Annotated in this window: 17 protein-coding genes; 8 read left to right on the top strand and 9 right to left on the bottom strand. The window is 41.4% G+C overall.

Features of this window, described 5'->3' with window-relative positions; all coding sequences use genetic code 11:
• The first annotated feature begins 171 nt into the window (after positions 1-171).
• Both F8R90_RS33445 and F8R90_RS14085 read left to right on the top strand, forming a co-directional pair.
• On the top strand, positions 172-306 hold the full coding sequence (locus F8R90_RS33445; protein WP_269141763.1) for a hypothetical protein: 135 nt from the start codon (positions 172-174) through the stop codon (positions 304-306).
• 29 nt (positions 307-335) lie between these two features.
• Positions 336-524 carry a hypothetical protein gene (locus F8R90_RS14085; RefSeq protein ID WP_196511272.1) on the top strand — a complete coding sequence of 63 codons (189 nt, stop codon included), beginning with the start codon at positions 336-338 and terminating at the stop codon, positions 522-524.
• Here F8R90_RS14085 and F8R90_RS14090 read toward each other — a convergent pair.
• The 4 genes from F8R90_RS14090 to F8R90_RS14105 all read right to left on the bottom strand — a co-directional run bounded on the left by F8R90_RS14090 (position 521) and on the right by F8R90_RS14105 (position 6125).
• On the bottom strand, positions 521-1855 hold the full coding sequence (locus F8R90_RS14090; protein ID WP_196511273.1) for a GTPase family protein: 1335 nt from the start codon (positions 1853-1855) through the stop codon (positions 521-523). The two genes, F8R90_RS14085 and F8R90_RS14090, sit on opposite strands and share 4 nt — an antisense overlap.
• 123 nt (positions 1856-1978) lie before the next feature.
• Positions 1979-2257 (bottom strand): hypothetical protein, encoded by a 279-nt coding sequence (locus tag F8R90_RS14095; protein ID WP_196511274.1) that lies wholly within the window; start codon positions 2255-2257, stop codon positions 1979-1981.
• Positions 2258-2577: 320 nt separating this feature from the next.
• Complete coding sequence (locus F8R90_RS14100; RefSeq protein WP_196511275.1) at positions 2578-5226, bottom strand: hybrid sensor histidine kinase/response regulator; 2649 nt, start codon at positions 5224-5226, stop codon at positions 2578-2580.
• 197 nt (positions 5227-5423) lie between these two features.
• Positions 5424-6125, bottom strand: a complete 702-nt coding sequence (locus F8R90_RS14105) for a rhomboid family intramembrane serine protease (RefSeq protein WP_196511276.1) — start codon at positions 6123-6125, stop codon at positions 5424-5426.
• Positions 6126-6291: 166 nt separating this feature from the next.
• Between F8R90_RS14105 and F8R90_RS14110 the strand changes: the two genes are divergently transcribed.
• Entirely contained in the window at positions 6292-8421 is a 2130-nt protein-coding gene (locus F8R90_RS14110; RefSeq protein ID WP_196511277.1) for a serine/threonine-protein kinase, read from the top strand.
• A 181-nt stretch (positions 8422-8602) separates the two neighbouring features.
• Here the strand turns inward: F8R90_RS14110 and F8R90_RS14115 are convergent, their stop codons facing one another.
• On the bottom strand, positions 8603-10363 hold the full coding sequence (locus F8R90_RS14115) for a serine/threonine-protein kinase (RefSeq protein WP_196511278.1): 1761 nt from the start codon (positions 10361-10363) through the stop codon (positions 8603-8605).
• Positions 10364-10555: 192 nt separating this feature from the next.
• On the bottom strand, positions 10556-12109 hold the full coding sequence (locus F8R90_RS14120; protein WP_196511279.1) for a YcjF family protein: 1554 nt from the start codon (positions 12107-12109) through the stop codon (positions 10556-10558).
• 296 nt (positions 12110-12405) lie between these two features.
• On the opposite strand from F8R90_RS14120, the gene F8R90_RS14125 reads away from it, so the two are divergent.
• Together F8R90_RS14125 and F8R90_RS14130 are read left to right on the top strand one after the other, a co-directional pair.
• Entirely contained in the window at positions 12406-12930 is a 525-nt protein-coding gene (locus tag F8R90_RS14125; RefSeq protein ID WP_196511280.1) for a DUF937 domain-containing protein, read from the top strand.
• 133 nt (positions 12931-13063) lie between these two features.
• On the top strand, positions 13064-13618 hold the full coding sequence (locus tag F8R90_RS14130) for a pyridoxamine 5'-phosphate oxidase family protein (RefSeq protein ID WP_196511294.1): 555 nt from the start codon (positions 13064-13066) through the stop codon (positions 13616-13618).
• A gap of 332 nt (positions 13619-13950) precedes the next feature.
• Here the strand turns inward: F8R90_RS14130 and arfB are convergent, their stop codons facing one another.
• Both arfB and F8R90_RS14145 read right to left on the bottom strand, forming a co-directional pair.
• Entirely contained in the window at positions 13951-14367 is a 417-nt protein-coding gene (gene arfB, locus F8R90_RS14140) for an alternative ribosome rescue aminoacyl-tRNA hydrolase ArfB (protein WP_196511281.1), read from the bottom strand.
• Between the two features lie 46 nt (positions 14368-14413).
• Positions 14414-14668, bottom strand: coding sequence for an RNA-binding S4 domain-containing protein (locus F8R90_RS14145; protein WP_190895528.1), 255 nt, complete (start codon positions 14666-14668; stop codon positions 14414-14416).
• A gap of 383 nt (positions 14669-15051) precedes the next feature.
• Here F8R90_RS14145 and dpdE point away from each other — a divergent pair, with 383 nt between their 5' ends.
• The 3 genes from dpdE (at position 15052) to F8R90_RS14160 (ending at position 20701) form a co-directional block, all read left to right on the top strand.
• A complete protein-coding gene (dpdE, locus tag F8R90_RS14150; protein WP_196511282.1) occupies positions 15052-18363 on the top strand; it encodes a protein DpdE in 3312 nt (1103 codons plus the stop codon).
• A 195-nt stretch (positions 18364-18558) separates the two neighbouring features.
• Complete coding sequence (locus F8R90_RS14155; RefSeq protein WP_196511283.1) at positions 18559-19653, top strand: DUF4350 domain-containing protein; 1095 nt, start codon at positions 18559-18561, stop codon at positions 19651-19653.
• A 97-nt stretch (positions 19654-19750) separates the two neighbouring features.
• A complete protein-coding gene (locus F8R90_RS14160) occupies positions 19751-20701 on the top strand; it encodes an AAA family ATPase (protein ID WP_196511284.1) in 951 nt (316 codons plus the stop codon).
• Positions 20702-20795: 94 nt separating this feature from the next.
• Here F8R90_RS14160 and F8R90_RS14165 read toward each other — a convergent pair whose 3' ends face one another.
• Positions 20796-21113, bottom strand: coding sequence for a hypothetical protein (locus F8R90_RS14165; protein ID WP_196511285.1), 318 nt, complete (start codon positions 21111-21113; stop codon positions 20796-20798).
• Positions 21114-21159 lie beyond the last annotated feature (46 nt).

Raw genomic sequence — 21159 nt, forward strand, 5'->3', positions numbered from 1 at the left:
TATCATGTCCGCCTAATTAGTTATAATTCCCGCATCTGTGCAAAAAGCGCAAAAGCCTCTTTCCCCCTGCCCCCTGCCCCCTGCGGTCTAAATGATAAGTCTTTAACCGGACACGATATGACCCGCTACGGAAAAATGATGTACTGATTGCTGCCATTACGAGCGTTGAAATTGTCGCTGCAATTACACGGCGATGCCTGCGGCAACCCCTGCGGTGATCGCGTGGTGGAAGTATCATTGCTACAGATGCGATCGCAGTATGCAATCAGTTCAAAAGTCATCTACGGTCTGAATACCAAGTTGTAGAAATCACAGAGAGCATCATCAACTCTGCAATGGTATTAGCTCAAGTATACGGGTTACGAAGCTATGATGCAGTTCAGCTAGGGGCTGGTCGTGCAGTAAATGCCCTCTGCATAGCTAACAGTTTACCTCTGGTGACATTTGTGTCTGCTGATTCGGAATTGAATGCAGCCGCAGCAAGTAAAGGTCTACTTGTTGAAAACCCTAACAACTACCCCTAACGTTTGATTCCTTTAAACCGTTCTTGCGCCGCTTGAAACGCTTCTTGCATCACCAACTGAATTCTTTGGGGATCGGGTTTCTTACCTCCCATTAAATCACCAAAGTAAACGCAGGCTGCTTCCCCTAGTGCCCAGGTATAGGCGGCTGCCCAAGAGGCTGCGATCGCACTACCAAATCCTGGTATAAATTTAATTAACTCCCGCGCAATTGCCTGTGCTAAAAAACCACCTGCGATCGCACTCACAACACCTCCCGCCTGAGATGGAGTGACTGTCTGCCCATATAATTTACCCAACAGTCCCACCATTGATACTTGCAAGGCAGTTAGTACAGGCATTGTGGCAAATGGCAGAGGTACAGCGGCGAGGGTAGCAGACATAATCGAAAATGGCAAAATATAGCGGCGTGCAGCATCTCGGTAAAGATTACCAAGTTGCTTCCCAGCTTCTTCTTGATCTAATAACTGATAAATCGCTTGTGCTTCTGCTTGTGGGAGTAGTTCTGCTAAGGAATCTCGCAGTGCTTCTAAGCCGTAAAATACCGGAGTGTAGCCATCTTCTTCTAAGGTAAAGTCAATCAGTACAGAGCGGTCAGTTATTCCTGCGAAGGCTTGCTGCATTGCGGCAAATGCGCGGTTGACTTCTTGATAATCTGGTGGATAGGCGGGATGATCGACGGTATTGAGAGGATAAACCTCGTGCAAGCAGGTAACTACCAACAGACAGGGAATGTCTGGATACTGCTGGCGCAGCTGTTTAGCAATTTGTCGTAGCGTGTCAGTTGCAAAATCATTGATTTTAACCGTCAGAAGCAGGATTCTGGCAGAACGAGTTTCCTTTTTTAAATCGCCAACTAATTCCTGAATGATTAATTCAGTATCTTGTTTAACATCACCGAGTCCCACCGTATCAGTAAAAATCAGTAACGGCAGGTCATTGGAAGGATAGGCATAGCGCTGGGTGTGTTGCGTATGAGGACGAAATCCCTGACCAACAATTTCGGCAGAAACTCCTGTCAATCCCCGCACAATTGAACTTTTTCCGGCTTGGGGTTTACCAATCAGCAGTGCTTCAGTAGTTGGCAGTTCGGCTCGAACTTTCTCTAAAATCTCTGCAACCTGAGTTTCGCTCACGCTAAACCATTCAACAACCGTCTGTGCCAGTTGTTCTACGGGTAGGAGTTGCGTTAGATGTGTTGTTGCTTTATTCCAAACACTACCAATGCGGTTTGTCCAGGAATTATCGACCGATTTGGTAGTTGCTCCATTGGTCGGTTCACTCAATTGCTGAGAATTAGTTGACGGTGAGTCAGCATCACGTTGCTCAGTCATTTCCATCTAAACGTAGAAGACCCTTTTTCTAATCTTATAGCGATTCTCAAAGGGATAACTAGTACCGTTAGTAGTGGATAAACTTGGGCGATCGCGTTTTGGAGCTAGCGGTGTCTCACATTCCTAAATGAACTGTCGCCGTAGAAAAATGTAGCAAGGGAAATTATGATATCGGCTGACAATGCGATTGTATCGATTAACAATGGCATTGTATCGGCTAACAATGGCATTGTATCGACCAACAATGGCATTGTATCGGCTAACAATGCGATTGTATCGACCAACAATGCCATTGTATCGACCAACAATGCGATTGCATCGAGTAACAATGGCATTGTATCGACTAACAATGCGATTGCATCGACTAACAATGGCATTGTATCGACGAGATACCACGCCCACAAGAAACGTGGTTTAAATTAGTCCTTTAATAAAAAAGTTTTTTCGCCAACGAAACACTCGGTATATACCAACAAACAATGACCGAAGAGGCCGAGGGGCGCTTTGCTCTTAGCTGGGGAGCAATAGAAAGCCCCGTTCGCGAAGCGTTTCCAAGAGTTGCCGTGAAGCGGAGCGGAACATGGGTATCAAGCCCCGTCTTTCTAAGACGTTCTTGATTGGTCGAAGTACAAGCTTTGTCCAATCCTCCCCCCTGCTCCCTGCTCCCTGCTCCCTGCTCCCTGCTCCCTGCTCCCCTGCCTCTTTTGACCAATGACCAATGACTAATTAATCAAATCAGCGATCGCTTTCACCAATGCATCTGGATCTACTGGTTTAGAAATATGCATTTGAAATCCTGCTGCTAGTGCTTGCTGCTGATTCATTTCGCCTGCATAAGCCGTCAGAGCGATCGCTGGTACTAATCCTCCTTGTTGAGGCGATCGCGCCCTCACTTCACGCATCAGCATATAACCGTCTGTCTTTGGCATTCCAATATCGCTAATTAAAACATCTGGTATTGATTCAGACAGCGCTTGTAATGCTTCCTGTGCTGAAGATACGGCGGTTACTTCTACACCGTAGTCTTGCAAAATAAAGGTCACTAAGTCGCGGATATCTGGTTCATCGTCCACCACCAAAACTTGTGTATCCGAAAGGAGCGAGGATTCAGGCTCACAATCTAAAGACTGATTATTTTCACGCCGAACATCTTCACTTCTGACTAAAAGCGGTAGCTCAACAGTGAAGGTGGTACCCGATCCTTCTCCAGGACTTTCGGCTTGAACTTTTCCCCCATGCATCTCTACAACCTTACGCACGATCGCTAATCCTAAACCTAGTCCACCAAATGTCCGGGTAGTTGTGCTATCAGCTTGGCGAAAGTAATCGAACACATAAGGCAAAAACTCTGAGCTAATTCCCTTACCTGTATCGCTGATCTTAATTTGAGCTTGGTTACCAACTTCCATTAGTCGAATTTCTACCCGTCCGCCTGTTGGGGTAAATTTTACCGCATTGGAAAGTAGATTCCATACAACTTGCTGAAGCCGATTTGGATCGCCCATCACTTGCTCCAAAGTCGGATCAAATATGGTCTTAATTTGAATTGACTTAGCTTGTGCTGCTAGTTGTACTGTCTCTAGTGCTGCTTCAACTACCATTACCAAGCTAACTGGACAGATATTTAAGTTTAATTTTCCTTGGAGGATGCGAGACACATCCAACAAATCTTCAATTAGCTGGGTTTGTAACTTGGCGTTGCGTTCAATGGTTTCTAAGGCGTGGTGAGTGGTTTTTTCATCAAACTTGCGAGTCCGCAACATTTTCGACCATCCCAAAACGGAGTTGAGTGGGGTTCGCAGTTCATGGGAAAGAACCGCCAGAAACTCATCTTTGATGTTGTTGGCGATTTCTGCTTGTTTACGTGCTTTTGTTTCTCGTTCGAGGAGGCGATCGCATTCTTTCTCGGCTGATTTGCGATCGGTAATATCTAGTACAAAAGCCACACCATTATCCTTGGAGTCATTTAACAAGGCTACCCCCAAAACAATTGGGACTCGCTTCCCGTTGCGGTGGATGTATTCTTTCTCGTAAATTTTGGAAACTCCAGTGGTTTGCAGTTCCAAAAGGGCGCGATCGTCTAAATCCTTATACTCAACAGAAGTAAGTTCTCTCCAATTAATTCTACCTAAGGTGGCAAACTCATCACGAGTGTAGCCAGCTAGCTGGAGAAAGGCATCATTGGCATCAAGAATAAAGCCATCTACATTCCAAAAAGCGACCCCAATCAGGTTGGATTCAAACAAACGCCGAAATCTGGCTTCACTTTCGCGTAATGTTTTTTCTGCCCGTTTGTGTTCGGTAATATCACGAGAAACAGTAATTACGCCTTCAATAATTTGGTTGGAATTTCGTAATGGTGTGAGGATGTATTCATAATAATGCACGCCATCAGGAGTAACATATTTACATTCATCCTTGATTGGCTGCCCAGTTTTCATAACAGTTTGTCGTTGATTATCTACCTGTTCTATAAGGTCTGCGGGTACATCCAGGTCTTGCAAAGTTTTTCCGACAATATCCTGGGGCTTGAAGCCTAATACCGTAGCTGCATCACGACTGACATACTGATAGCAACCTTTGCGATTAAAGATATAAATGTGATCGACTGAGGCGGTGAGGATGGCATTTAAAATATTTGCCTGTTCTTGCACTTGGGTTGTGAGTTCACGAGTACTTTCTTCTGCTTGCTTGCAGACAGTAGTTTCCATACAAACGCCGATCATTCGTACCGCTTGTCCGCGATCGTCATAGATAAATTTTCCCTTAGCAGAAATCCAATGTGTACTTTGGTCTGCTCGAACTATACGAAATTCATCGTTGTAGTCAGTCTTTTGTCCCATAGCTTGGGCGACAACTTGCATTACAGATTGCCTATCTTCAGGATGAACGCACTTCAGAAAACTTTCATAGTTTCCGTCAAAACCACCTGGAAGCAAACCAAAAAGCACTTCATAATTTTCAGACCAGATGACTTGATTGGTAACAATATTCCAATCCCACAAGCCCATTTTGGAAGCGTCTAGGGCTAACCTGAGCCGCTCTTCACTCTCCCTCAGGGAGGCTTCTACCTGCTGTCGCTCTGCAATTTCTTGTTGGAGTTGCTGTAAAGTGACTGCTACATCTGTTGGCACATTTAAAGCTGTGGATGTTTTTTGTTCAAGATGCCACTTGATATCATATTCAACAGCTTGAATATGGGGATATTGTAGTGCAAGTGCCAGTTTTTTTTCTAGCTCTATTACTTGCTCTTCAAGCGCTGTTTGCCTTTGCTGATAAAATATTTCTGATCGCTCTAACTCAGCTACACGCTGCCGTAGAACTGCTAATTCATCAGTGACTTTAAAGTTAATTTTATCAACATTTGGCATCTTATACACCGCTATATAACTAAACAATACCGATTTGAAGAGTAGGCATCCCCTAGTATTAGCAGTATGGATTTTTAAACTAAAAAACGCAATCCATCAAAAGGCACATAGGAGTTTTAGCCAGAAGATATCTTCTAACATTCAGATCGATGTCTGACGATCAGAGGCTTTGCATCGAGCGGTGATTTAGTAATAAATCATCTCTTCAGGTGCATAAAAGCCGCACCACTCAATAATCCCAGAACTTGCCCCCAGAAGACAACACCCGATTGATTTACGCCAACGGGAGGAATATTTAAACTACCAATACCATAAAATAATTGTTGCGCAAACCACCAAAATATATAGAAAAAAGCTGGAAGTTCGATGGGGATATACAAGATTATTAGCGGCAAAATAGTGTCAATTTTTGCTTTAGGAAACTTCATAACATATGCTCCTAAAATAGCTGCGATCGCGCCATTCGCCCCAATCAATGGTACTGTCAAACTCGGTTCAGCCAGAACTTGCACTACTCCTATCATTACGCCAGCCGCTAGATAAAATCCTAAATAGCGTCCATGTCCCAAAATATTCTCAACAGTTTTGCCAAAAACCCACAAAAATAGCAGGTTTCCCAATATTTGGCTAAAACTGCCATGTATAAATATTGCAAAAAATAGTGAAAATCCTCGCCAAATTACAATTATCCAAGCAGCAGAGTTGTTGAAGAAGAATGCATTTGTAATTGCTCCACTAATCTGCGCTGGAATCAAACCCCAACTATTAACAAAATAACCTAGCCCGCCACTAAATTCTAGTTGAAGTTCCCATAAAAATACGGCAACATTAATACCAATCAGCCAGTAATTAATAACCGGTTTAGTTCGACAACGGATATTATCACTAATAGGAATCATACTAATTCGTAATTCATAATTCGTAATTCATAATTAAGAAACACCAAATATTCCTATCTGCTCCTCTGCTCCCCACTCCCTACTTCCTACTCCCCGCTCCCCCTATCCTCCTTAACGTGTGGCAAGATTGAAATCAGATCGCATCGCACTTAACTAGGCAAACGAGATGCTAGGAAACACTCTTGTAGGAAGATACCAAATTATTAGTAACTTGGGAGGTGGGGGTTTTGGTGAAACTTTTGTGGCAAGTGATACCCAATTACCCGGTTCACCTCTATGTGTCGTTAAGAAACTTAAACTCCAGGCAAGTGATCCGGTAACTTTGGAGACAGCTAGGCGTTTATTTGATACAGAAGCACAAGTTCTGTATAAATTAGGAACTCACGATCGCATTCCCCAACTTTTAGCTTACTTTGAGGATAACGCCGAATTCTATCTCGTACAGGAATTGATCGAAGGTCATGACCTGAGTCAAGAATTAATTCCCGGTAAAACCCTCAGTCAAGACCAAGTAATTTCACTTTTACAAGAACTTTTGACAATCTTAGAATTTGTCCATCAACAGAATGTAATTCACCGTGATGTCAATCCGCGAAACATCCTCAGACGGCACCCAGATGGGAAATTAATCTTAATTGATTTTGGTGCAGTTAAACAAATTACTACCCAGGTGATCACTCCCGAAGGTTCAACTAAAGGTACCGTTGCCATAGGTACGCCTGGATATATTCCTGGAGAACAAGCTCATGGTACGCCAAAATTAAGCAGTGATATCTATGCTGTGGGAATAATTGCTATTCAAGCTCTGACTGGATTATTACCAGAGGAAATAGTAAAAGATGCCAATACTAATGAAATTATCTGGCAAAATCAAGCTACGGTAACGCCAGAATTCGCTCAATTCTTAGATAAGATGGTGTGCTACGATTTTCGACAACGCTATCCTTCGGCAACGGTAGCATTACAAGCTGTGAAAGATTTAACACAACCACCCGCTGAGACAATTGCATTAACTCCTATTTCTCCAGCAACGAATACAAACAAACATCAACCTAAAAAAGGCATATTGTCAAAGATTTTATTGACAATATTTTTAATTGGAGTCAGCGGAGTAGCATCAATATTAATTTTAAATTACATTAATTCAAATAACGCCATAGAATTATCCAAGCAAGGAAGTACGCTGTTTGATTTGCAACGCTATCAAGATGCGTTAGAAGTATATGAAAAAGCCGTTAATATTAGACCAGATTATGCTAAAGGCTGGAATGGTCAAGGCAAAAGTCTATCTAAATTAAAAAAATACAAAGAGGCGCTAGCGGCATATGATAGAGCAATTCAAATTCAGCCAGATTATTTTGAAGCTTGGAGTGGACGAGGATTTGTATTGGGAAATTTGCAAAGATATCAAGAAGCGATCGCCTCTTTTGACAAAGCCTTACAATTAAATAATGAAAACTCGGAAGTCTGGAATGCTAAGGGCGAAGCTTTAAGTAATTTAAACCAATATGACCAAGCAATTAAATCTTATGAAAAAGCAATTGAATTTAAACCAGATAATTACGAAGCTTGGTATAAAAAAGGATTAGCATTACAAAATGCTAACCGATATGAAGAAGCGATCGCAGCATACGAAAAAGTCGTGGATTTAAAACCAGACTACGAGCAAGCTTGGTATAACTTTGGGAATTCTTTAGTAAATCTACGACGATACAAAGATGCATTTACAGCTTATGATAAAGCGGTACAATACAAGTCAAATTATTATCAAGCTTGGTTGTCGAGAGGTAATGTACTGCTCAATTTACAACGTTATCCAGAAGCGATTGAATCTTTTAACCAAGTAATTAAATATAATCCTAGGAATTATCAAGCATGGTATAACCTGGGTTGGTCGCTGCATCAAAACCAACGCTACGAAGAAGCAATAAAATCTTATAACAAAGCAGCAACACTTAAGCAAAACGACTATCAACTCTGGTATAATCTGGGGAATTCGCAATACATTTTGCAAAAATATGAAGATGCGATCGCGTCTTATAATAAGGCAGCCCGTTATAAACCAGACCATTCTGAAAGCTGGTATAGCAGGGGCAATGCTTTACTAAATTTGAAACGGTTTCAAGATGCGATCGCATCTTACGAGCAAGCGATAAAATACAAGCCTAATTACCAACAAGCAATAGACGCTCGTAATCAAGCCCAGATTCAGCTGCAATCTGAGAAACCAAAGCCTATAATCGTGCCAATTATCCCAGTGCCTAATTCCAGCAATCCACCGCAGACAGCACCCTAGTACATTAATAATTCGTAATGACGCTCTCTACGAGACGCTGCGCAAACGCGGAATCGCTACCGCTACGCTAACGTAATTCATAATTCGTAATTACGGATTATTAAAAATACTTCTTATTATATAGCAAATAAAAAATTGTTTGTTATATGTAACAAGTCTATGCATCTAAAAATTGCTGTAACTAGCGAATATTCACCTCTTGCAGATAATTTACTTCTTGAAGATATTCAGTTACTGAGTTTTTAGGTACGGATGAATTTGTTCTTTTTGCAGAAGCTACCTTTTGATTGTTAGCCAGTATACGTTGCTTTTGAGTATACTCATTCAATTTGACTTGAGCTTGAGCATAAACTAGAGTATCGTTGGGAATATTTTGGAGAAATTTTACGGCCTGATTAAAATCTCTAATAGATGCTTTCTTATAGGCTTTCTGTAAAAAGTAGGCTGCTCTAATCTGGCGCTTTCGATTGTACTCAGCCAACTTGTCTTGAACTAAAGCTCCTGCACGACTTTCTTTAGGAATTTGCCGCAGATATTGTAATGCAGAAGAAAAATCTTTTATCTCGGCACTTTCGTAAGCTTTTGCTAATAAATCTTGCGTCTGGACTTCAATATTTATGGAAGCTTGCCGAACTAGTTTATCTGTTTTAGATTGCCAATATAAAATATTTGGGATTTTAGCAGCAGCATCAAGAACATCTGACCATTTGCTCTCATGAAAAGCTATTTGAGCTATTTGGTATTGCTGTGCCGCTACTTGCCATTGATCTTGCCATTCTTCAATTTTAGCTTGCGCTTCTGGATAAACATTGCTGTGGGAGGGAATTGATTTAACTAATGCGATCGCTTCTTGCAAATCCCCAGCTTGATATTCTTTTTTTGCTTGAGATAAAGTGTCTGTTTCTGAGTATGCAGGTGCAGTATTAACTAAAGAATAGACACCAAATCCCATCAATAAAGAATTTGCGGCCAGTCCTAGTTTCATTCCTGTGAATAACGGGGATGATTTTCCAGATGTAGGATTTTGAGAATTATCATCTTCAACCGCCGCCTCTAGATGAAATTGATCATCTGCTTCTAATATTTCTGGTGGCTGATCCCATATTATTTGTTTGAGTACCCGCAGTACCTCACCCACAGACTGAAAGCGGTTTTGGTAATCGTAGCGGATCATTTGGCTGAGAACAGCAGCAAGATAATCGTTCACTGGCGTGTTTTCAGAACGCCAAACAATTTCATTAGTATAAGGATCAGCTTTTAATTGTAGTGGTTCTAGCCCTGTTAAAGCCTGGATGGCAATCATACCCAAAGCATAAATATCACTGTTGGGCTGTGTTTGTCCAATAAATTGCTCTGGCGGTATATACCCTAATGAAGTGACGGGAATTCTATAAATGGGCAATTCCGCACCTATACCAAAATCTATAGACTGGATTGAGCCAAAGTCAATCATAACTAACTTGCAATCGCTAGTGCGTCTGATCAAGTTTTCCGGCTTTATATCGCAATGAATAACGCCTTGAGAGTGAACAAATTCCAAAATACCTAAGACATCTATCAGGAATTCTACAACTTCCCTTTCACTCCACAAAGACCCCCACTGTTGATCAATAGGTAATTCCGCAGTCAGCGCATGTCCTTCAATCCGCTCTTGGACTAAATAAAATCGCTTGTTTTCTTCAAAGCAGTCGATAAACTCAGGAATTTGGTGATGGCTTCCCAAAAGCTTGAGGGTTTCAGTTTCAGTCAGAAACAGTAACCTCAGCATCTCCAAGTAGCCGGATTCGGAACTGCTAACTTTTATCTGCTTAACAACGCATTTGGGATTCTGTGGATAATCTACGTCTACAGCAATGTATGTTTGTCCAAACACCCCTGCACCCAGACTTTGGACAATTTGGTAACGCCCTTGTAGTAATTTCCCGATTATGTGGTAGGTCATGGCCTGGTTACTCAGTAAGTTCTTTTATTTAATTTTTCTGACATTACCTCCTGTTTCCGGAATACTTTAGAAATAAATAACTAGAGTTTTAATGACTAAATGCACATTGCACAATTTAAGTATTTTTGCGTAAATAAATTTAATGTTTTATTAAGAACCTAATAACAGTAAGCACATTGATTTTTGAGTAGTTTAACTATTGGCTTCTTCTTCATGTTCAACTACTTCAGCTTTATCTGTTAACGGCTTAACCACTCGCGCGATCGCTTCTTGAATAAAAGCCTTAATAAATTCATCTCTGCGATTAATTTGAAACTGTCGCTGCACAACTTCCGTCATTCCACCATCACCCCAATCTTGGTCATGACGAAAATATTCAATAAAGCTTTTACCAGCAATTCGCGTTAAATAAGCTGCTGTTACGCCTTGAATAGCCCTACCAATAATAAAGGTAGCAACATTGAGTTGCAAAGCTGTAGATAATAATTGAATTGCTCCCTTGACAATGCCCAAACTGGCGATCGTTTTTGCTAAAGAAAGGGCTAACTCTCTTCCCCGTTCCATATTTAATTCACAGCCGTACACTCTGCCAATTTCCACGACCATTTGAGCATTAACGGCGGCTGTAGCCAGCAAATCTACCACTGGTATGGGGGTAACTGATACCACACCAGCACCAATCCACTGAAACCGTTCTACGATTTTGTCAGCTTGACGACGACGCTGGCCATCGATGAGTTTTCGCGCCTCGTCTCCCAGTCGCAGAGATTGCAAAAGAATATTATCCGCCACCAAATCTTCACCCTCGGCCCGTAAAACAGCAGCTGTGCGCCGCAGCAAAGGCACAATATCCGGTTCCGGTTGGAAGGTTTCGCCAGTTTCTAATTGTGCAGGTTGGGGATTAGCAGCGATCGCTACCACATCATTAGTTGCAATAAATCCCCGTACCCGTTGACGCAACCTAGCGAGGATGGATTCTTTATCTTCATCTGTATATAAATCAGTTTTGTTGAGAACTAGGAGCGATCGCTTACCAATTTCTGCCAACCCCCGTAGCGGCTCATATTCTGAACGCCGTAAGTCATTATCTACCACAAACAACAGTAAATCTGCTTCTGTTGCCAGTTCTCGGGCCATTTGTTCACGTTCCGTTCCCGCCACACCTGCTTCTAAAATTCCTGGCGTATCCGTAATTAAAATTTTACGTTCTAATCCCTTCAACCGCAGACAATAAGTTTCCCCAACCTGAGTTGTACCCATCGGTGCATCCACCTGACCGACCATGCGTCCCATAATCGCATTAACTAGGGAAGTTTTGCCAGCACTCCCCGTACCAAATACCACTACTTGAATTTCACCCCGTGCTAGGTTGGCTTCAATCTCTCGTGATTTACTTAATAAAGCCTGGCGTGCTACTTCATCTTGAATTTGCGCTACCTGTTGGCGCACAGCTTGGAGAGTTGTAGAAGCAGCGTCAGATTTGCCAGCAGGAATTTGGGCTGGAGTTACTCGCTTTGGGTTGCGGCGCGATCGCTTTTCCCCAGATTGAATCACTAATACATAATAGACAAAAGCGGCAACCAAGGCTCCGATGAGGACAATCAGCAGCAACAGCAGCAAATTGCCTAGCAACGGCGAATAGGACAATTGCCAATAGAGGCGCGATAGGGAATCAATTAGCCATAGGGCTAGCCCCAAAATGACGATCAGACCAACAATCAGCGTTACTATCCGTGACAGAGGCATGGTTGAGAAAAATTAATGGGTATTCAGCAGGCAGATGCTTCTGATCTTAATAGTTTCAGTATTATTTACCAGAGTAGTAAGAAGCAGCTTTTGCGAAATTTAAACCTTTGAGGGTAAAACTTGAGGTTTTGATCCCGTTATATTTTAATATCGCTCTACCAATTTCTCATCCTTAAGCTAGTAGATTTTAAAATTTTATTCGTTCATGATAAAGTTCGCGTCTGCTAATTTTTTAGTGGACTTACGCCAGTTTTGGCAAGATTTTTGAGAACGAACAAGGAAAGAGAAATAGACTTATGGGACTTTTCGATCAAATTCTTGGTGCGGTTGCTAATCCTAATTTACAGGGGAACTTAGGTCAACTGGGAGGTATTGTGAACACTGTACAGCAGATGAGCGATCGCACTGGCGCAGATCCCTCTACCATCCAATCAGTTTTGTCAATTGTGGGTAGTCAAGTGCGTTCTGCTTTACAACAAAAGCAAGCCTCAGATGGTAATCAAGCTGCACAAACTCTAGTAAATCAATATGCTGGTACTTCACCTAACCCCCAAGCCGTTACTTCGCTGTTTTCTCCTCAGATACAACAACAGGTAGCTCAGGTTGCTGCCCAGCGGACTGGATTGGATGCTGGTATAGTTCAACAATTGCTGCCTTTAGCAGTACCTTTAGTACTGAATTTTTTGCAATCAGGTGCAAATGCTCAAAATCCCCAAGGTGGCGGGAATCCTGTACTGAATTCTTTCTTGGATGCTGATGGCGATGGTGATGTCGATATCGCTGATGCTATCCAAATGGCTAGTCGGTATATGAGACGGTAACAGTTCTTAACCTCTACTCGTCACTCACTTGTAGCCGCTTGTCGTCAGACATCGGCAATTCGGCCTTGCTAGATGTTTAACTAAGACATAGGCTGAGAATATGGGAAATTTGCAAATAGATATCAGACAGTCTATGGCTAAAGTTTTTGACTGTATTACTGAGGAACTGCAAGGCTTTATTGCTGCCCAACACCTTTTCTTTGTTGGTTCTGCACCCTTGAGTCCTACGGGTCATATTAACCTTTCTCCTAAAGGTTTAGAATGCTTTCGCATCCTCTCTCCCAACCGAGTAGGTTACCTCGATCTGACAGGCAGCGCTAACGAAACATCAGCCCATTTGCAAGAAAATGGGCGGATAACCTTCATGTTTTGTGCCTTTGAAGAACCTGCCTGTATCCTCCGTCTTTACGGTCAAGGAAAGACGATTTTACCGGATTCCCCAGATTGGGAATCCATGTACTCTTTGTTTTTGCCGATTCCTGGAACTCGTCAAATTATCATCGCTGACATTGACCAAGTACAGACTTCCTGTGGTTTTGGCGTACCACTCTATGAATATCGAGGTCAGCGCCAGACTTTAGTAAACTGGGCTAGTAAAAAAGGCCAAGAGGGAGTTCGAGAATATCAACAGCAGAAAAATCTTGTCAGCATTGACGGTTTAGCCACACCACTGAGTAAATTATTTTAAATTTGATAATTTTACTTTTATGACCTTTTAGGATCGGTGTCACCACCAATTATTACTTGGAACAAGTTTCCTAGTAAAGAGAAAAATGCTGAAACTAACACTATTAGCATTAGACTAGCAAGGGCAGCAAAGGGAGAGATGATGAATAAGAGTAAGAGCGCAAGCATCAAAATCGTTAGTAATGTCTTATTCATCTTTTTTACCCTTCTATAATTGCTACTCTCAAGCTAACCAAATAAGTTATAAACTTGACCAGAGTCAATAGAAGGAATTAGTCTTAGTTCTCTGGTAAGATTTTGCAACAAAATTAAGTGCAAAACTTTAATTTATAATCAACAATCTGTCACTTGTCCTCTGTTAGACTTAACCTGTCCGCGCTTAGTTTTGTAGTCAAGGCGCTTTCTTTGAGAACTGCGAGTTGGTTTCGTGGGTTTGCGTTTTATCGTCACTACAACTGCGCTTTGAATGAGTTCTTGAAGTCGTTTCAAAGCTGACTCCCGATTGTTCTCTTGGCTTCGGTGTTCTTGTGCTTTGATGACAATAACTCCATCCTGGGTAATGCGTCGATCACTCAGCTTTAAAAGCTGTTCTTTATAATAATCCGGTAATGATGAAGCCGCAATATCGAAGCGCAGGTGAATCGCCGTGGAAACCTTATTCACATTTTGGCCTCCCGCTCCTTGCGAACGAATCGCACTAATTTCAATCTCACTCTGTGGGATAATAACTTTGTTGGAAATTTGCAGCATTACTCACAAGACAAAACAAGAACTTTTCAATTTAGGATAAAATCCTTTACTCGGTTTGTTCGGGAAAATCGATTACTAGGTCTTGGTCTTCATTGTTATCCAAATTCACCTCTAAAGTCTTTCCTTCTATTGTTACTTTATCGCCCGGTACTAGTCGCCGCCCTCGTCGGGTTTCCAGCATACCGTTTACTTGGACATCGCCACCTTGAATCATCAGCTTGGCTTGGCCTCCAGTTGGCACTATACCCATCAACTTTAAATATTGATTTAACTTAATTGTGTTGTCTCTGATTTTCTTCATAGTAAATAAAACTACATCACCTTAATTGTATCGTGGCGTTATCAAGCCAAAGTGTGAATCTATCAGACCATATACCATATAATCAGCTAAGTACAGTATTTCATTAATTGGTAGCGAAATAATTTTGGCAATACCCTGCAATACAATACCAATGCGTCCCGATACATTTAAAAACTAGTACAATAATCACAACGGAAATCAACCTTTGGGCTGATTTTACAACTTTGCGTGGTGGAGCATAGGCGTAGCCCGTCCTAGATATCGCTAAAACGAAAAACTGTAATACTGGTTTATTATCTATAATGTTGATCGACAAAACTGCCAGATATGGATTAAAAAACTAGTCTGGAAGGTTCTTTTAGTGTGTTCAGGGGACTGGATCTATGATTAAGCTTGGTTTATTGGTACAGTCCCAGAATAACTATTTGGGTATCGGAAAAGTTACCGAAATATCTGATGCCAATGCAAACGTTGAGTATTTTTGCTCGATAGGGCAACGTCTTCAAAAAACTTTACCTTTAAATTCTCTCTCTCAAGTCAAGCTTGAACCCCAGGCTCGATGCTATATTAAGTCCCAAACCCAGGATAAATGGATAGTTGGCAGAGTTTTCATCTGGGATGAAGATACGGAAATGTATCAAATTGATTTACCAGACAAGAAAACTGCGATCGCTTCAGAAGAAGACATTTACGTTCGTTGTAATCTACCAAATACAGACCCCATCGAAACTCTGGCGATGAAGGGTCATGAAACGCCTTACTTCCACGATAAAAGATTGGCTTTCGTCAAATCCTTGATTAAGCAACGCGCTGTCAGTCGCGGGATGACAGGACTGATTTCGGCAAATATTAATCTTTATCCCCACCAAGTTGAAGTAGTTAGGCGGGTACTGGAAGACCCAATTCAGCGCTACTTGTTAGCAGACGAGGTGGGACTGGGAAAAACTATCGAAGCGGGGGCGATTCTGCGTCAATTCCTTCTCGATGAACCGAAAAAAAATGCGGTGGTATTAGTTCCGCAATATTTGCTCAAACAATGGCGGCTTGAGTTAGAAAATAAGTTTTACATCTCCCATTTTGGCAAACGGGTAGCGGTGCTGGCGGTTGAAGATATCCATAAAATCAACCTGAAAGCGAAGATAGGCTGCTTAATTTTAGATGAAGCCCATCACATTGCGGCAATGGCGATCTCAAAGGATGCAACAGTGCGCCAGCGTTTTCAGACTTGCAAAGAACTTGCTCATAAAAGCGATCGCTTACTTTTATTATCCGCCACTCCTGTGCTCAATCATGAGCAGGATTTTCTGGCAATGTTGCACTTGCTTGACCCAACAACCTATAAAATTGGTGATTTAGAAGGTTTTCGCGCCAAAATTGAAAGCCGTCAGCAAGTTGGTAAAGTTCTCCTTTCTTTTAAAGAAGGTGCGGAACCTCTGGTTCTCAAAAGCAACTTGCAGCAACTACGAAACCTCTTTGCTGAAGATGAGTATTTACTGAAGCTGGCGGATGATTTAGAAAATTGCTTACAAACAAATTCTACTGAGCAAGAGCAAATAGTCCAAGCAATTCGTGTCCACGTCAGCGATACCTATCGACTACACCGCCGAATGCTTCGCAACCGTCGCGCTGCGGTGGAAGATGTGATCTTTGACCGCAATTTTACGCCGAAAGAAGAGTATGATTTAGACGAGCGATCGCTTGATATTCACGAACTTCTCAATCAATGGCGTAGTGTTGCTCCTGATGAAAAGTCATATCAGCGAATTTTTCTGCTGTTATTCCTCGCTTCTGGTACTTGGTTAGGCATTTTAGAGCAGGTAATTACCGCCCGTTTAACTGGTAAGCCTCATGCTAAACTCACCCAAGAATTTAAAGAAGATGATGTTCGCACCTTAACTACAACCCCCAAATTCCCAGGGGAAGAAGAAATTCTGCAATCCTTCCTAAAAATTATTCGTCAACCCCAAGAGGACGGAGAACGGACGGAGAATTTGAAAACAGTGCTGCTAAATCAGCTAGGTACATACTTCAAAATTCCCGCAAACATTCGGAAGAATCAAAAGGAATTCATCACAAGGATACAGCAGAGAATCAAGAGACCGATTACTGGTGATATTCTGCCAAAATTTATTGTATTTACCAGTTTTGTGCAATCTTGTGGTGAAATTGTCCGATATTTGTCTGATACCTTTGGTGCAGAGACAGTAGCCAAACATCAATTTGGAGAACCACCCGATAAGGTTGAGGAAGGCTTAAATAGGTTCAAGGATAACCCAAACTGCTTTATTTTAGTATGCGATCGCTCTGGAGAAGAAGGGCGTAACCTCCAGTTTGCCGATTGGTTAATTCATTTTGACCTTCCTTGGTCGCCTAATCAATTAGAACAGAGAATTGGCAGACTTGACCGCATTGGCAGTAAAATTGGCATCCAATCTAGTGCCTTGATTGGCCCCTATTTGGAAGATAGCCCTCACAATGCTTGGTATCAAGTATTAAAAGATGGGTTTGGTATTTTCCAACAATCAATTGCCAGTCTCCAGTTTTATGTGGATGAGAAACTTGCAGAATTAGAAACAGTTTTGTTTCAATCAAGTGCTGCTGGATTGTTAGAAATGATTTCGCCAATTCAAGAGCAAATTGAAGCCGAAATAGCAAAAATTAGCGAACAAAATGCTCTAGATGAAATTGATGCTAACGATGAAATTGCCACCGAGTATTTTCAAGAGCTAGATAATTACGATGCTTGTCATCTAGAAATGAGGCGAGCAATTGAAGGTTGGATTTGTGACGCGCTGGGATTCAGAGGACTCAATAATCCCGACTCACCAGAGATGCGACGTTATCAACCCACAACGCGGACATTGGTTCCCATAAATGAGTTAAAAAACCGTTTTGCTGATAGTTACCTAGACCAATTTGGTACTTATAATCGCAGAGTGGCAAACCAGAATCCTGGTGTTAAACTCTTTCGAGTTGGGGAAGGATTTGTTGAAGCACTCTGGAACTATATAAACTGGGATGATCGAGGTGAAGCCTTTGCTCTGTGGCGCACTGATGCATCTTGGGACGCTAAAGAAGGGAAGGAGTGGTTCGGTTTTCAATGCAATTATGTAGTCGAGGCAAATTTAAGAATTGCCAAACAAGTTTTACTAGATAACAAATTAGATAATTCTCAATTCAAAAACTTGCAGCGGCGTGTTGATGCTCTATTTCCACCAATTATAGAAACAATCTATGTTGATGGTCGCAATGAGCCAATACGTGTTGTTGAAGATAAAGCGCTATTAAGTATTTTGCAACGTCCATATAAAGATAAAAACAATAATCAAGGACGAGATTACAATCTAGCAAAAGAGCGCTTAGGAATTATTGACGATTTTGTTGACCCTAGTAAATGGCAAAATTTTTGCTATCAAGTGCGTAACACTTCTTCCGAATTGCTCTCCAATCGTCCCGATTTTATTGAATTGTGCCAAAGTTGTGCTAAGGTCGCCGAAAAGAAATTAGCCAATAGAGTAGAACAATTACGCCTGCGTCTGAACCAGCAAAGTTGGGATAATGCATTAGCTGAAGAATTGAAGATAGAAACTGCTTTAAATGCAGCCATTCTGCAAGGAATTCGCCAGCCCCAGATTAGGCTTGATTCTGTTGGTTTTATTGTTGTATCGGGGCGATCGCTTATGCAATTTGAGTGATATCTGATATTATTTATGTGCGGTTAAATAGCCTTAGTTACCGTATAAACCCCACTCTTTACATAGGGTGGGGTTTTTTGGAACTTACAATGAAAACTGGTGTAAAAAAATTAACTATATTTTTGACTTTATCGGAAAAATAAGTAAGTATTAGCACTAGTGATACTGAAACGAAGTCATTTATAGTGATCGAAAATGAAACGTTCAAATCGCCTTGCTTGGATGGGAGCAATCGCACTCGCTGCGATCGTTTTACTGAGTTTGTTTGCGGCTCCCAATAATACTAAAATTAACACTGGCTCTACTTATAACCGCGCCTCCGATGGCTATGGTGCTTGGTATGCTTTTATGCAACAGCAGGGAATTTCTATCAAGCGCTGGCAAAAGCCTTTTAGTGATATTCAGCCAGAAAACAGCCCAGTTACTCTACTACAGGTAGGCGGCTATCCAAGGGAGACGACACTGGATAATCAAGAGCAAGAATGGGTAGAAAAAGGGAATACTTTGGTAATTTTGGGGGCTGGGGCGCGGGTTACAGAAGCGGAGTTTAGCACTCTGCAAAAATCTCCCCAAGGTGACATTAAAATTGATACACGTAGACGATATAAAAAAGCTAACTCCCAGCAAGTTGATTTAGGCGATCGCTTTGGTGCTGTTGTCTGGGAAGAAAATTACAAACAGGGAAAGGTGATTTTTTCTACCACTCCTTATTTAGCCGCTAACGCTTACCAAGATTATTTAAGTAATTTCAAGTACCTAGCTAGTTTAGTAACTGAAAAAGGCAACACAGTATTAGTCGATGAATACATCCACGGCTATAAAGATGCTAATGTCAGAAAGAAAGAAAGCGAAGGAAATTTATTTAGTTTTTTTGCTAAAACTCCTTTATTTCCAATATTGATACAGGTAGGTATCTTACTATTAGTGCTAATTTGGGCGCAGAATCGCCGCTTTGGTAAGCCAGTAGCTTTAGATACGCCAGTTGCAGATAACAGTGAGGCATACATCCAAGCTTTAGCAGGAGTGTTGCAGAAAGCTGATACCAACGACTTTGTTGTAGAGATGGTGGGTAAACAAGAACAACTACAACTCCAAAAAGCCTTAGGATTAGGGCAAGTACTTTTAGAACGCCAAGCCTTAATCAATTTCTGGATAGAAAAAACAGGCGCAAGTGCAGCAGAATTAGATGCAGTTTTAAAGCTACAATCTCGCAAACAACCCATCAGTGAACGAGACCTGTTAAGCTGGTTGGGGAAATGGCGAACCATTAGATTAATTCGTAATTCGTAATTCGTAATTCGTAATGGGCTTCGCCCCGCTACACTAACGTAATTCGTAATTATTGTTTTGGAATTGTACTCTGCTTTAGTTATTTATCAATAAAAATATGAGCGAAACACATCCTATCTTAATTGGTCTTGGTCAGAGTCTTAATCAAGTAATTGTTGGACAATCTAGCCTCATACAGCAACTCTTAATAGCACTGCTAGCGGGTGGACATGTAATTTTGGAAGGAGTACCGGGAACTGGGAAAACCCTTTTAGTAAAAGTGTTGGCGCAGTTAATTCAAGGAGATTTTCGCCGGATTCAACTAACACCAGATGTCTTACCTTCAGATATTACTGGTACAAATATTTTTGACTTAAATAGCCGCAATTTCACTTTGAAAAAAGGGCCAATATTTACCGAAGTACTGCTAGCAGACGAAATCAACCGTACTCCTCCCAAGACACAAGCGGCGCTACTGGAAGCGATGGAAGAGATGCAGGTAACGTTGGATGGTGAAAGTTTGCCCTTACCAGATTTATTTTGGGTGATTGCAACCCAAAATCCCCTGGAATTTGAGGGGACTTATCCCTTACCAGAGGCGCAGTTAGACAGATTTTTATTTAAGCTGGTGGTAGATTACCCAGATCAAGCTGCCGAAAAGCAAATGTTACTGAATCGTCAGGCGGGTTTTGCAGCCCGGCGTTTGGATATTAGCCGTTTGAAACCAATCGCAACAGTAGCCGACATTTTGCAAGCAAGACAAGCAGTCAAAGAGGTTAAAGTATCAGAAGCGATCGTTGATTATTTGTTGGCGTTGGTTAGAACATCGCGTCAATATCCTGATTTAACTTTGGGCGCATCACCTCGCGCCGCCGGTGCTTGGTTGCAGACATCTCAAGCCTTAGCGTGGTTAACTGGAAGGGATTTTGTCACACCAGATGATGTTAAAGCAGTTGCATCGCCACTGTTACGTCATCGCCTCATTTTGAAACCAGAAGCTATGCTGGATGGTTTACAAATGGATGCGGTAATTGCGTCGGTAATTAATCAAGTACCAGTCCCAAGGTGAAAAAATTCTTGTAAGCCTAGTAACGCCTGAAAGACGAGAGAAAACTTAGGTTTCCTCTCTTTAATTATGAATTAATAATTATTTGGTTATCGTATTATAATTTCATCTCGTCTAATTCTTGCCACAGAGTATTGATAAAATCCTGAGTCTGCTTTAAATTCAGTTCACCAAAAGCTTGCCATTCTTCAGGCGTAATTTTCTCATCGCTTTGAATTACTTCTTGTATCCAATAGGGTAATTCAAAAGAGTTGTTAATTAATTCGTAGCTTTTTTCTAAAGCATTTTGACCTAAACTTTCTCTATTATATCGAGTAACCAAGCATAACTTTAGCAACTTAGCTAAATTACTTTCAGGAGGAATTAAGAGTAAAAAAGCCATAGTTTGAGCTAAGGTATTTTTGTTAACTTCCATTAATTTATATTCCTTTTTTTACAGGTTTTGGCTATAAAATATCATA

Origin of the sequence: Nostoc sp. NZL (assembly GCF_015714705.1) — a bacterium.
Classification (GTDB): domain Bacteria; phylum Cyanobacteriota; class Cyanobacteriia; order Cyanobacteriales; family Nostocaceae; genus Nostoc; species Nostoc foliaceum_A.